Raw genomic sequence first — 14144 nt, 5'->3', positions numbered from 1 at the left:
TTATGGGCATGGAAATCATTGATTTCAAAGCCACAAAGTGCAAGCACTGCTACAAATGCGTCCGCTACTGCGATGTGAAGGCCATCCAGGTAAAGGATGAGCGGGCGGTCATCATGCCTGACAGATGTATACTTTGCGGACATTGTCTCAAGATATGTCCCCAGTCCGCCAAGACCCTCCGGAGCGATCTGGATATGGTAAAGGGGTTCCTGCGGGAAGGCATGCGGGTAGTGGTATCCATTGCGCCGGCTTACATGGGACTTTTAAAATATAAGACAATCGGGCAGGTGCGCGGAGCGCTGATGCGCCTTGGGTTTGAGGATGTGAGGGAAACCTCGGAGGGCGCCGCCTTCGTGACGGCTGAATACGCCAGAATCCTCAGGGAACATAAGATGGATAACATCATTACCACCTGCTGTCCAAGCGTCAATGACCTGGTGGAGATTTATTATCCCCAGCTGGTACCGTACCTTGCTCCGGTGGTATCACCCATGATTGCCCACGGAAAGCTTCTGAAGGAAGAGCTTGGGCGGGACGTGAGGGTGGTGTTCCTGGGACCGTGCATTGCCAAGAAAAAGGAGTCCAAGGATCCGCGGCATGAAGGTTATATTGATGCCGTGCTGAACTTTAATGATATCAACAAGTGGCTGGAGGAAGAGGACATTGTCATCGAGGACTGTGAGGACCGGCCATTTACAGCATTTGACCCTAAGGTCAACCGCCTGTATCCGGTGACCAACGGAGTGGTAAGCTCCGTGCTGGCAACCGAGGAGGAGAGCGACGGCTACCGCAAGTTCTATGTACATGGCGTGGCCAACTGCATCGACCTGTGCAAGAGCATGGCCCGGGGCGAGATTAACGGATGCTTCATCGAGATGAATATGTGTTCCGGCGGATGTATCAAGGGACCTACGGTAAATGACGAATTCATTTCCAGGTTCAAGGTCAAGCTGGACATGGAGGAGAGCATTGCGCGGGAACCGGCGGAGCAGCGCCAGATGGAGCCGGTGTGGGAGAACGTGCATTTCGGCAAGCGGTTTGAGGACCACTCCCCCAGGGATACACAGCCCACGGAAGAGCAGATACGTGAAATCCTGCGCATGACCAACAAGCTTAAGCCGGAAGACGAGCTGAACTGCGGCGCCTGCGGCTATCCTACCTGCCGTGAGAAGGCCATTGCCGTATTCCAGCACAAGGCGGAGGTGAGCATGTGCATCCCGTTCATGCATGAGAAGGCGGAATCCATGGCCAACCTGGTAATGGAGACTTCCCCCAACATCGTGCTGATTGTAGGGGACGACATGCGGATACTGGAGTACTCGGATGTGGGGGAGAAGTATTTTGGCAAGACACGTTCCGAGGCCCTTAAGATGTACCTGTACGAGCTGATTGACCCGGCTAATTTCCAGTGGGTGTTCGACACGCACCAGAACATCCATGGCAAGCGGGTGAACTATCCGGAATACAACCTTTCCACCTTACAGAACATTGTATACATAGAAAAGGAAAATGCAGTCCTTGCCACCTTCATCGATATCACCAGGGAGGAAGAGCTGGCCAAGGAAGAGTATGAGAAGAAACTGGAAACCATTGACCTGGCCCAGAAGATAATCCATAAACAGATGATGGTGGCCCAGGAGATAGCCGGACTCTTAGGCGAGACAACGGCCGAGACCAAGACCACCCTGACCAAGCTCTGCCATTCCCTGCTGGAGGATGGAAGCGACGGCATCTACGGGGGCGGTGAGGAAGACATCGCGCTTCCGGACGTGCACCTTGGCAGCGGGGCAAGGCCCTTAAGCGGCGTCATGACGCCGGGGAATACCGGGGCCGGCGCGGGGACGGCAGGCGGTGCCGGGATAGCAGGGAATGCTGCGGTACCTGACCAGAAAAAGGGCTATGTCCATATCGGAAGCGCGGCTCCCGCAGGCAGGAAGACAGGGTACGTCCATCTGAACAGCGCTGATTTGAAGAAACCAGGCGGCAACGGAGGTAGATAATGGGAATTACAGTGGATGTTGCTTATAAAAGCCTGAATAAATATACCGAAATCCTCTGTGGGGACAAGGTAGAACTGCTTCAGACCGCGGATTCCAACATCATGATCCTGGCCGACGGCATGGGCAGCGGCGTCAAGGCTAATATTCTGTCCACCCTGACTTCCAAGATATTGGGAACCATGTTCCTCAACGGCGCCACGCTGGAAGAATGTGTGGATACCATCAGTGAGACACTTCCGATCTGCCAGGTGAGGCAGGTGGCTTACTCCACCTTCAGCATCCTTCAGGTGTATCACAACGGGGACGCTTACCTGGTGGAATATGACAACCCGGGCTGCATTTTCATACGGGACGGCAGGCTCATGGAGATACCGAGGAATGTCCGCGTCATCCAGGGCAAGGAGATTAACGAATACAGGTTCAAGGTACAGAAGGGTGATGCCCTGATCCTCATGAGTGACGGAACCATCCACGCGGGGGTGGGCGAGCTGTTGAACTTTGGCTGGCTGTGGCAGGACATTGCGGATTACGCGGTGCGCCAGTATCCCCTTACTGTATCCGCCATGCGTCTGGCTGCGTCCATCAGCAGGGCATGTGATGAGCTCTACCAGTTCAGGCCGGGTGACGATACAACGGTGGCCTGTATGCGCATCATTGACAGCAAGCCCGTGCATCTGATGACCGGACCCGCGCGCAACCCGGAGGACGATGTGCGGATGGTCCATGAATTCCTGGCGGATTCCAATGCCAAGACCATTGTGTGCGGCGGGACCAGCGCAACCATCGTGTCCAGGGTGATGGGGAAAAAGCTGGATGTTTCCCTGGATTATGTGGACCCGGAGATTCCGCCCATTGCATATATGGACGGTGTTGACCTGGTGACCGAAGGCGTGCTGACACTGAACCGCGTGCTTCAGCTGCTGCGCAGGTATGTGAAGAATGAGACTGTATCGGAAGAGTTTTTCCAGGAACTGGATAAGCCCAACGGCGGCTCCATGGTGGCCAAGGTATTGATTGAGGATTGTACCGAGGTACACCTCTATGTGGGAAAGGCAATCAACAGCGCCTACCAGAATCCGGGCCTGCCATTTGACCTGGGCATCCGCCAGAACCTGGTGGAACAGCTTAAGCATGTGATAGAAGAGATGGGGAAAACCGTGGTGGTAACCTATTATTAGGATTGTACCTTAATAAATACTTGCATTTTCAGTATAAATATAGTAGATTTTCAGGTGTTGATATAAAATTAACAATCTGGTGCGTGCCAGACAGATACCGGGGATGATTCCCCCGGGACCTGCCCGGCGTAGCGCCAGGTGCTCATAATGAGGAGGAGAAGAAATGGTAACCAATGATGCGACAATCCTGCGTCTGAAGCATGATGTTCTCTATGAAGTGGCCAAGGCTGCATGGGATGGGAATCTGGAAGAAAAGCGGGACGGGATTCCTTACTCCATGATTCCGGGACCTCAGGCAACCTACCGCTGCTGTATCTACAAGGAGAGGGAAATCATCAAGCAGAGGGTACGCCTTGCCGAGGGGAAATGTCCGGCCGGCAAAGACACTTCCAATGTGGTACAGGTCATCAATGCGGCATGCGAGGAGTGTCCCATTGCTTCCTATATAGTAACTGACAACTGCCGCAAGTGTATGGGGAAGGCCTGTCAGAATTCCTGTAACTTCGGGGCAATCAGCATGGGCCGTGAACGCGCCTATATTGACCCTGCCAAGTGTAAGGAGTGCGGCAAATGTTCCCAGGCCTGTCCCTACAACGCAATTGCCCATCTGGAGCGCCCCTGTAAGAAAATCTGTCCGGTGGACGCCATCACATATGATGAATACGGCATCTGCGTGATTGATGAGAAGAAATGCATCCAGTGCGGAGCCTGCATCCACAGCTGTCCCTTTGGCGCCATCGGTTCCAAGACATTCATGGTGGATGTGATCCGTCTGATTAAGGCTGGAAAGCGCGTGGTTGCCATGGTGGCCCCTGCCACCGAAGGCCAGTTCGGGCCAGACATTACCATGGCCAGCTGGAAGATAGCCCTTAAGCAGCTGGGATTTGCCGATATGGTGGAGGTCGGCCTGGGCGGCGACATGACAGCTGCCTACGAGGCAGAAGAGTGGGCAAAGGCCCATAAGGAAGGCAAGAAGATGACCACTTCCTGCTGTCCCGCATTTGTCAATATGATTAAACAGCATTTCCCGATGCTGCTGGAGAACATGTCCACCACCGTATCCCCCATGTGTGCTGTCTCCAGGATGATAAAGAGCCAGAACCCGGAAACCATAACCGTGTTCATCGGGCCGTGTATTGCCAAGAAGAGCGAAAGCCTGGACCTGAACATAGAAGGCAATGCGGACTATGCCATGACCTTCGGGGAAATCCGCGCCATGATGCGCGCAAAAGGCGTGGAACTGCAGCCGGCTGAGAATGACTACCAGGAAAGCTCCGTATTCGGCAAACGCTTTGGCAATGGCGGAGGCGTTACCGCGGCAGTGCTCCAGTGCCTGGAGGAGATGGAAGAGAGCACCGACATCAAGGTGGCCCGCTGCAATGGCGCCGCAGAGTGCAAGAAAGCCCTGCTGCTCATGAAGGTGGGAAGGCTTCCGGAGGACTTTGTGGAGGGCATGGCCTGCGTGGGCGGCTGCGTGGGCGGTCCCAGCCGTCATAAGACGGAAGTGGAAGCCAAGAAGGCAAGGGACCAGCTGATTGGCGCGGCTGAGGAAAGGCGCGTACTGGAGAATCTGAAGAAGTATCCGATGGATGAGTTTTCCATGCATCGGCATTAAGAAACCTTGGCCTCGGGAGATGAGTCTCCCGGGGCTTTTGATATATCTGGGATTAATATGAAGTAATGTTTGGATGGGGATTATTAACCACCGGTTAAATTGAAGTACCTAATTATGATAACTGACCCTATTAAGATAAGATACCGCAGCAGTAAAAGGCGAACCAAGTGCCAGGAGGGTGGATAAATGATTACGCCCTGGGAGCCATGAAAACAGCAATGACAGGATAGACGCGCATCTAAGAACAGGACCCGCGGTCAGGGCAATCTCCAAAGAGGTGGTTGCTAAGGCTGGTCATGAAACCTGACATGCGACAGATCAAGACCGGCCGGCAGATTCCCGAATCCGCTTGAACCCTAGAGCGTGTTTGAAAATTCATTCCCGCCGTCTGCACGCCCCACTTCGCGGTATATTTGGCCCCGATTCAGTCAGCGTAGCCCGCTACGCCTCCATCATCGGGACCAAATCTCCCACAAAGTGGGACGCACAGCCGACGGAAAGCAATTTTCAAACACGCTCTAGTTTGCAGCTGGGGTCTGATTGGGAGTATCTATAAATTGCTATTATTAAAAAGATCCCGAGCAATTTTAATAAAATCGTGAGCATAGGAGGGAAGATAACTTCCGTGTCTGGAAGCTACAACAAAGTCGGATAAGGTCTGGGGTTCACCGAAACTGTAGCAGTCAATGGATTTGGTGAAATGGTGGTGCATGAGATGGGTCTCGAATATAAATGAGGCTCCATAGCCAACGGAAACCAGTTCCATGATAGCAGGCAGACTGCTGGTTGTCATGACATTTTCAAAGTTTAGACCTATGTTGCTGAAATACCGGCTGGTAATCTGTCGTGTTCTCTGTTCGGGCATCAGTTGGAGAATCAATTCGTTTTTCAATAGTTTTGGATCTAATCGTGGATATCTGCTGGAGGGATTGGGCTGTGCATACCTGCCAAGCGGGTGATCTTTGCAGAGGCAGATGAGCATCTCTTCTTTACGTATGGTGTCATAATCGATTAATGGATTCAGCGTTTCCGGCTTGCTGTAAAATGCGATTTCAGCTTTTCCTTCTAATAAAAGTTTGTCATTTTCGTCAGAACTTCCCTCAAAGACATTTATTTTAATATTGGGGTGTTCAGCCTGAAATACAGGTAATGTAGCCGGAAGCATGTAGGTGCACCGCATGCGGGGAAAGGCTACGTTGAGAACACCTACATCTTTTTTCAGGATGTCGGCAAGCTCGATGTCCAAATTTGATTTCAAAAGAAGGATTTCCCTTGCCGTATCTACGTATTTTTGTCCGGCAAAAGTCAGGATGTACTTATTTCCAAGTTTTCTAAAAAGTTTTTGGCCAAGGTCGTGTTCCAGGTTTGCAAGAAATTTACTTAATGTGGGCTGACTTACATAAAGAGATTCTGCAGCTTTGGTAATGTTCTGATATTTTTCAATTGCAAGGACGTAATTCAATTCTCGAAAATCCATGAAATGATTCCTTTCTGTAAAATTATTAATGTGTAGATAAATATAAAACGTTTAACGATATATTGATTATAATCGTTTTATTTTGTGTTGACAAGAAATAGTTACAAACTATAGTTTTTATGAAAAATAGGTATATTTAGTAAATTGGAATATTAAGTAAATATTAGAAAGAAGTTGGCTAAAATCAACAAAAAATCGAGTTTAAGCATGTAAAAAATAGATATAAGCATAGTTTCAATGAATGAAATAAATGAAAAATATGAATTTTACACATTGTATTTAGAGATATACAATATGGATATAGAAAACAGATCTGGCCAGTCTGAATCGATAATCAGAGAAAGGATAAATAAGAATGAAATTATATGATTCGGGTGTGTTCCTTCTGGAGGGTGAAACGGTTGTTGGAGAAAATGAAGCCCCAAAAGAACTTTTGGAAAAAAAGGAACAGTATAAAGAAGGTACAATTTCCTATGGTATTCTGCAGGATCACAACACCGGAACAAGTAAAGAGAATTTAAAAATCCGGTTTGATGCAATTACCAGCCACGATCTGACTTATGTGGGGATTATCCAGACAGCGCGTGCATCAGGGATGGAGCGGTTTCCGATTCCTTATGTTCTGACCTGCTGTCATAACAGTTTGTGTGCAGTGGGAGGTACGATTAATGAAGATGATCATGTGTTTGGATTAACTGCCGCAAAAAAATATGGCGGAATTTACCTTCCGCCGCATATGGGTGTGATTCATCAATATATGCGGGAAACGGAAGCGGGATGCGGCAAGATGATTCTCGGCTCTGATTCACATACACGTTACGGAGCCATTGGAACCATGGCTGTTGGAGAAGGCGGAGGGGAACTGGTAAAGCAGATTTTGGAAGAGACATGGGATATTAAGTATCCGGAAGTCATTGCTGTATATTTAGACGGAAAACCCAATCCGGGAGTCGGGCCGCAGGATATTGCGATTGCGATTGTTACAGCGGTTTTTAAGAATGGATATGTGAAGAATAAGGTGATGGAATTTGTCGGACCCGGTGTTTCGTCAATGAGTACGGATTACAGAAATGGTATTGACGTAATGACTACGGAAACCACCTGTCTTTCCTCAATCTGGAGAACCGATGAAGATACGAAAAAGTATTTGGCTGCTCATGGAAGAGGCGGCGAATATAAAAAACTTGAGCCTCAAAAGATCGCATACTATGAAGGGTGCATTTACATCGACCTGTCTGCCATACACAGCATGATTGCATTGCCGTTCCATCCTTCAAACGGATATGAAATTCGTGTGTTAAATGAAAATCTGGATGACATTCTCCACGAAGTGGAAGAAAATGCGAAAAAATTAATTAAAAATCCGGAGCTGCAGTTGAACCTTAGAGGGAAAATCCATGATGGAGCCTTGTATGCGGATCAGGGAACAATTGCAGGCTGTTCCGGAGGAACGTATTCAAACATTATGGAGGCTGCTTATCTGCTGGAAAATAAATCCACAGGAAATGACGCGTTTAATTTAAGTGTCTATCCAAGCTCTCAGGCAGTTATGATGGATCTCTTAAGGAAGGGAGCAATTGAAACATTAACCACTGCCGGAGCGACCATTCGTACTGCATTTTGCGGGCCGTGTTTTGGCGCGGGAGATACACCGGCCCACGGACAGTTTGCAGTTAGACATACCACAAGAAACTTCCCCAACCGTGAGGGATCTAAGCCGGGTAATGGACAGATTGCAAGTGTGGCCTTGATGGATGCGCGTTCTGTTGCGGCGACTTCCGCCAACCGGGGAAGAATCACAGCGGCGGATGAATTGGGATATGTGTATGAGTGTCCTGAGTACCATTATGATTCCAAAGTATATGCTAACAGAGTGTATCAGGGATTTGGAAAGGGCAATCCGGAAGAGGAACTGATCTGTGGTCCCAATATTAAGGCCTGGCCCCAGCTTCCGGAGTTGAATGAGAATATGCTTCTAAAGGTATGCGCGTATATCACGGATCCTGTAACAACAACGGATGAACTTATCCCGTCCGGAGAAACCGGTTCCTTTCGATCCAATCCTATGGGGCTGGCAGAGTTTACATTAAGCAGACGGGCGCCGGAGTACGTAGGGAAAGCAAAAGCGGTTATGAATAACGAAAAGGCAAGAAAAGGAGGAAACTGTCCTGAAGAAATAAGGGAAATTCTTGATAAAATACATACCATACCGGGATATGAAAAAGTAGAGGATGAGTCAATTGATCTTTCAAGTACAATCTACGCGGTAAAGCCGGGAGACGGTTCGGCACGTGAACAGGCGGCGTCCTGCCAGAGAGTGCTTCTTGGCGGAGCGAATATCTCGGTGGAATACGCCACAAAGCGATACCGCTCGAACTTGATTAACTGGGGAATGGTACCCTTTATTTTAAATGATCCTGCCGGTTTTTCAGAGGATGATTATATATTTGTACCTGATATTAAAAAGGCGCTTAACACCGACATGAAGGAAATTACGGCATTTATTATTGGTGATAAAATAAGAAAATTATCACTGGCAATTGAGCCGCTGACAGAGGAAGAAAAAGAAATAATCCGCTGTGGTTCTCTGATTAATTACAACCGTAAACATAATTCTGTTCAGTTGCAGCAGGAGGAAATCTAATGTTAAATAAAGAAACAGGGTTATTCCATATTCCTGTCACTATTATGCGGGGCGGAACAAGCAAAGGGGTTTATATTTTAGAGAGCGATCTTCCGGATGACCGCGAAAAATGGGATGACGTGCTGCTTAGAATGATGGGAAGTCCGGATAAGAACCAGATAGACGGACTGGGCGGCGGACAGTCCGTAACGAGTAAGGTGGCCATTGTAAGTCCTTCCCACAGACCTGACGCAGATGTAGATTATACATTTGCACAGGTATCCGTGGATAAACCAATCGTAAGCTACAAAGGAAACTGCGGTAATATTTCATCGGGTGTTGGGCCGTTTGCCATTGAAAAAGGCTTGATTAAAGCGCAGAATGATAAAACATCAGTCAGAATATATAATACGAATACGGATAAGCTGATTGTTGCCGACATCAGGACATCAGATGGAAATGTGGTATATGACGGTGATTTCAGTATAGCGGGAGTGCCGGGTAAGGCCGCGCCGGTAAAACTTAAATTTGTAAATCCGGCGGGAACATTGGGAAAGGGACTGCTGCCCACAGGAAACGCAGTTGATGTACTGGAAGTTCCGGGACTGGGAAATATAGAAGTTTCCATCATTGACGCGGCAAACCCTCTTGTGTTTGTGAAGGCGCAGGACATAGGGCTGACGGGAAAGGAACTTCCGGATGATGTGAATGCAGATGAGGAAGTACTTGCTTTATTGGAAAAAATTCGGGGACTTGCGGCAGAGAAGCTGGGATTGATTGACGATTACCGGAAATCCGCCTGGGAGACTCCTGGAATCCCTAAAATAACATTTGTGGCGCAGCCCAAAGAGTATAAGACCATGGGCGGAGAGACTGTGGCGCAGGAGAGTATTGATCTGGTTTCCAGAATGATGTCCATGCAGAAAGCACATCCCAGCTACGCCATGACGGGCGCCATGTGTACCGCGGCAGCGGCTGTGGTTCCCGGCAGCATAGTGAATCAGGTGTGTTCAAAACATATGGATACGCAGTATATACGAATTGGGCATCCCGGTGGTATATTAGAATGCGGGGTTGACTTTCAGCAGCATAATAAGATTCCCGAAATCGAAGATACGTTTGGATTTCGCACTGCGAATCTGATTATGGAAGGGGTAGCAAGAGTACGGTTTTAGCCGGAACAAGAATCGCTATTTAAAATGTGTGGAGGAAATATATTATGAGTCTGTCAATTATTTCGCTTATTGTGCTTGTAGTGGTAGTGGCAATAGGTTTTATAAGAAAAGTAAATCTGGGGTTCCTTTCTATCGGTGTTGCATTTGCGCTGGGAACATTTGGGGGCATGTCGGCAAAAGAGATTGTGTCAGGATTCAGCAGTTCCATGTTTGTGACTCTGGTGGGTGTTACGTTCCTGTTTGGCATGGCATCCAATAATGGAACATTGGATCTGTTTTCTAAGAAGGTGGTTGCGCTTGTAGGAAAACGGACAATCCTGATTCCCATTCTGATGTTTTTTTTGTCGGCATTCATTTCAGCAATCGGTCCGGGGCATATTGCGGCGGGCATTTTGATGACAACATTTGCCATGTATCTGGCCTTTGAAATGGATATCAATCCTATGGCAACGTCTCTTTATGCAAAACTGGGGGCGAATGCCGGATGCGCATCGGTTCTCTCTTTGACGGGTGTTTTAGCTAAAAATCTTTCGGAGCCTCTGGGTTACAGTGGATTTGGCCTTCATCTGTTTTTGTCAACACTGCTTTCGGGGTTCTTGTTTACACTTGTTGTATACATACTGTATAAAGGCTATAAAGTAAAAGCGGACAATCCGCTGAAGCTTTCAGACATTCCAAAGTTTAATCGTGACCAGCTGCTTACGATTGTGGCAATCGTTGTAATGGTTGTATGCTGTATCGGATTTAAGCTTGACACAGGCCTGTTTGCATTTGCCACGGCTGCTGTTTTAGTTCTTCTTGGCGTTGTTGATGAAAAGAAAGCAATAAAAGGGATTCCGTGGGGGACGCTTGTGTTTATATGTGGAGTTGGCGTCCTGATTCATGTGATTGATACACTGGGCGGTATTACCCTGGTTTCCGATTTCCTGACAGGATTTATGATTGAAAAGACAGCGGTTCCCATACTGGCGGCCACCTCGGGAATCCTGTCCTGGGTCAGCTCTACAACGGGGGTTGTTATGCCGACTTTATATCCGATTGCGGCAGAGGTGTGCGAAAAGTTTGGAAGCGGCGTCAATTACGTGGAACTGATTTCAGCAATCACAGCTACATCATTTGCAGCGGCCATCAGCCCCTTATCTACCGGAGGCGCAATTATTATGTCGTCTTATTCCGCGGCAAGAGAAACCAGTACGGCTGAACTGAACAAGATGTTCCGGACGCTGTTCCTTCTCTCGGTGGGAAATGTATTTTTAAATGTAATTCTTTCTGCGCTTGGTGTGTTTAATCTTGGCGGGTTGTTTTATTAAAGTTTCAAGGAAGGTGAAAAGATGAAGATTGACAAAGCGGCAATTGCCGGAACGCTTGAGTCCAGCGATTGTATGGTGACGGTTGAACCGGGCAGCGGCAGTGTGGAACTGGAGCTTGAAAGTGTGGTTATGAATCAGTTCGGAGAGCAGATACAGGAAGTAATCAGGGAGACATTGGAGCGCCTGGATGTGAAAGATGTATTTATCAGGATTGTGGACAAAGGAGCGTTAGATTGTACAATTAAGGCACGTGTGGAGTGCGCTGTGTACAGAAGCGCCGGACAGACAACAAATGTGCCATGGGGAGGTGCGGTTCGGTAATGAATCCAAATAAAAAAAGACTCAGAAGAACAATGATGTTTTTAAACGCGCAGAAACCAGGGCTGATTAAGGATCCATATATTTATAAACCGGACAGTATCATGCTTGACCTTGAGGATGCTGTGGCGGAAAAAGAAAAAGACGCGGCCCGTTTTTCTTTGTATCATGCCCTGCGGGAAATTAATTACAGGGGCATTGAGTGTATCGTAAGAATCAATGGTCTTGATTCAGGTCTCTGGAAAGAGGATATCCGGTGTGCGGTAGCCGGGGGAGCGGACGGTATCCGCATTCCGAAAACAGAGACTGCTAAGGATGTGAAACAGGTAGAAAAGGCGGTGGAAGAGGCGGAAAACGAATTTGGGGTCGAGCCTGGAAAGGTTTTAGTTATGGCGGCTTTAGAATCCGCAAAGGGTGTGTTAAACGCGCTGGATATCTGCAATGCTTCGGAACGCCTGTTTGGAATCGCTCTTTCCGGAGGAGATTACACAAAAGATCTTCAGACAAGAATTACTGGTACCGGGGTGGAACTTATGGGAGCAAGGCAGCACATGATTATAGCTGCCCGGGCCGCGGGCGTACAATGTTTTGACACTGTGTATACGGATCTGGACGATATGGAAGGTTTCAAAAAGGATGTAGAAACAATCCATTTGATGGGATTTGACGGAAAATCCGTCATTAACCCGCGGCAGATTGCCCCGGTTCATGAAATATATACACCGACACAAAAGGAGATTGTTTTTTCACAGAAGGTAGTAAAAGAAATAGAAGAAAAAAAGAAGCTGGGAATCGGTGTTTTTACAGTGGATGGAAAAATGATAGATATTGCCTTTTATGACGGAGCAAAGCGGACCATTGAACTGGCAAAAGCGTCAGGAGTTTTGAAGGAGGAATTTTGAGATGTTAAATGCAGTAGGACGTGAAATTCCGGATGAAATTCTCAAATTGACGGGAAAGGAACCGTTTCAGGGCAACAACTATAAAGAAGGTGTTGAGTACAGAAAACAGGGACCCATTGTAAAACCTGTCATGGACCACAATACAAGTAAAATGGTTTCTTCCATTCGGGAAGCCCTTGAAAAATGCGGCGCTCATGATGGTATGACACTTGGATTTCATCATCATTTCCGGGAAGGGGATCTCATAGTCAACATGGTCATGAAGGAAGTCCATGATATGGGAATCAGGGATGTGACAATTTGTGCAAGTTCTCTTGGAAAAGCACATGATCCGTTACTGGAATATATCGAGGATGGGACAATTACCGGAATCGAATCATCAGGAGTCAGAGGTAAAATCGGAGAGGCCATCTCACATGGAAAGCTGAAGAAGCCTGCAATCATGCGTTCCCACGGAGGCCGTGTGCGGGCAATCCAGAGTGGGGAGACAATCATAGACATATCATTTATCGGGGCGCCCACATGTGATGATTATGGTAACTGCAAAGGCATTGGAGGAAAGAGCGACTGCGGCGTGTTATCATATTCCTTTGTTGACGGACAGCATGCCAATAAAGTGGTTGCGGTTACGGACTGTCTTGTTCCCTTCCCCAATTTTCCGGCGGATGTTGCCATGACAAGAGTGGATTATGTGTGCGTGGTGGATGCCATAGGCATTCCGGAAAAGATTGCCACAGGGGCGGCAAAGCCAACAACGGACACCAGAAAAATCATGATGGCAGATTACTGCACCCAGGTGGTAATTAATACGCCATATTTTAAAGAAGGATTTTCTTATCAGACCGGAGTTGGAGGAGCGTCCATTGCTTCTGCCGCATTGCTTGCCAAAATTATGGAGGAACGCGGGATTAAGATGGGATTTGCTGTGGGCGGTATGAGCAAAGGAATGGTTGATATGCTGGATAAAGGTCTTGTAGGAAAATTACTTGATACCCAGGACTTTGACTTGTTTGCCGTTAATTCTGTAAAGCATCCGAATCATCACAGAATCAGCGCGGGCGCTTACGCCAATCCGTTTAACAAAGGCTCTTTCGTTAACAAACTGGACTATGTGGTATTGGCGGCATTGGAAGTTGACACACATTTCAACTGTAATGTGGTAGTTGGTTCAGATGGGATCATTACAGGCGCCCAGGGGGGACATCCTGATGCCGCCCAGGGCGCAAAATGCACGATTGTCATATGCCCGCTTCTTCAGGGAAGGATTCCTGCAATCTGTACGGATGTGACAACAGTGACAACCCCGGGAGAAAGCATTGATGTGGTAGTAACCGATTATGGGGTGGCGGTCAATCCGGCCAGACAGGACCTGTTGGAGGCGTTAAAGAAGGCCGATTGTGTTCCTTTAAGGACAATTGAAGAATTAAGGGATATCGCGTATGATATCGTAGGCACTCCCCAGCCGGTTAAATTTGGTGAACGAATCGTAGGTATTATTGAGGGCCGCGACGGAACCATTATGGATGTTGTGCGAGAGGTGAAATAG

10 protein-coding genes and 2 pseudogenes are annotated in these 14144 nt (G+C 48.0%); 10 read left to right on the top strand and 2 right to left on the bottom strand.

Annotated features, from left to right (window positions below):
* Positions 1–2: 2 nt before the first annotated feature.
* The 3 genes from MCJ35_RS18550 (at position 3) to MCJ35_RS18540 (ending at position 4793) form a co-directional block, all read left to right on the top strand.
* The gene (locus MCJ35_RS18550; RefSeq protein WP_240299608.1) at positions 3–2000 is read left to right on the top strand and encodes a [Fe-Fe] hydrogenase large subunit C-terminal domain-containing protein; all 1998 of its coding nucleotides are present in this window, start codon (positions 3–5) and stop codon (positions 1998–2000) included.
* Complete coding sequence (locus tag MCJ35_RS18545; RefSeq protein ID WP_008719122.1) at positions 2000–3178, top strand: SpoIIE family protein phosphatase; 1179 nt, start codon at positions 2000–2002, stop codon at positions 3176–3178. Before MCJ35_RS18550 ends, MCJ35_RS18545 begins: the two co-directional genes overlap by 1 nt.
* A gap of 163 nt (positions 3179–3341) precedes the next feature.
* Positions 3342–4793: a 4Fe-4S dicluster domain-containing protein gene (locus tag MCJ35_RS18540; RefSeq protein WP_008719120.1), complete on the top strand. Its 1452-nt coding sequence runs from the start codon at positions 3342–3344 to the stop codon at positions 4791–4793.
* 238 nt (positions 4794–5031) lie between these two features.
* Here the strand turns inward: MCJ35_RS18540 and MCJ35_RS32200 are convergent.
* A pseudogene (locus MCJ35_RS32200) lies at positions 5032–5244 on the bottom strand (DUF6783 domain-containing protein); the annotation flags it as partial.
* Between MCJ35_RS32200 and MCJ35_RS32195 the strand changes: the two are divergent.
* Positions 5221–5349: pseudogene (locus tag MCJ35_RS32195) on the top strand (DUF6783 domain-containing protein); the annotation flags it as partial. The pseudogenes MCJ35_RS32200 and MCJ35_RS32195 sit on opposite strands and share 24 nt — an antisense overlap.
* Here MCJ35_RS32195 and MCJ35_RS18535 read toward each other — a convergent pair.
* The gene (locus tag MCJ35_RS18535) at positions 5344–6270 is read right to left on the bottom strand and encodes a LysR family transcriptional regulator (protein ID WP_008719118.1); all 927 of its coding nucleotides are present in this window, start codon (positions 6268–6270) and stop codon (positions 5344–5346) included. The pseudogene MCJ35_RS32195 and the gene MCJ35_RS18535 sit on opposite strands and share 6 nt — an antisense overlap.
* 355 nt (positions 6271–6625) lie before the next feature.
* On the opposite strand from MCJ35_RS18535, the gene MCJ35_RS18530 reads away from it, so the two are divergent.
* From MCJ35_RS18530 to citF, 6 genes are read left to right on the top strand one after another with little or no spacing between them, the layout of a single operon-like run.
* Complete coding sequence (locus MCJ35_RS18530; protein ID WP_025485945.1) at positions 6626–8914, top strand: hydratase; 2289 nt, start codon at positions 6626–6628, stop codon at positions 8912–8914.
* Entirely contained in the window at positions 8914–10068 is a 1155-nt protein-coding gene (locus MCJ35_RS18525; RefSeq protein ID WP_025485946.1) for a 2-methylaconitate cis-trans isomerase PrpF family protein, read from the top strand. The genes MCJ35_RS18530 and MCJ35_RS18525 overlap by 1 nt, the downstream gene beginning before the upstream one ends.
* 44 nt (positions 10069–10112) lie before the next feature.
* Positions 10113–11378: an SLC13 family permease gene (locus MCJ35_RS18520; RefSeq protein ID WP_040380069.1), complete on the top strand. Its 1266-nt coding sequence runs from the start codon at positions 10113–10115 to the stop codon at positions 11376–11378.
* Between the two features lie 21 nt (positions 11379–11399).
* Positions 11400–11699, top strand: a complete 300-nt coding sequence (gene citD / locus MCJ35_RS18515; RefSeq protein WP_025485948.1) for a citrate lyase acyl carrier protein — start codon at positions 11400–11402, stop codon at positions 11697–11699.
* Entirely contained in the window at positions 11699–12598 is a 900-nt protein-coding gene (locus MCJ35_RS18510) for an aldolase/citrate lyase family protein (RefSeq protein ID WP_008719112.1), read from the top strand. Before citD ends, MCJ35_RS18510 begins: the two co-directional genes overlap by 1 nt.
* Before the next feature lies 1 nt (position 12599).
* Positions 12600–14144 (top strand): citrate lyase subunit alpha, encoded by a 1545-nt coding sequence (gene citF / locus MCJ35_RS18505; RefSeq protein WP_008719111.1) that lies wholly within the window; start codon positions 12600–12602, stop codon positions 14142–14144.

It is taken from the genome of Enterocloster sp. OA13 (genome assembly GCF_022440595.1).
In the GTDB taxonomy this organism is placed as follows: Bacteria; Bacillota; Clostridia; order Lachnospirales; family Lachnospiraceae; genus Enterocloster; species Enterocloster hominis.
This window is presented reverse-complemented; position numbering and strand designations above follow the sequence as displayed.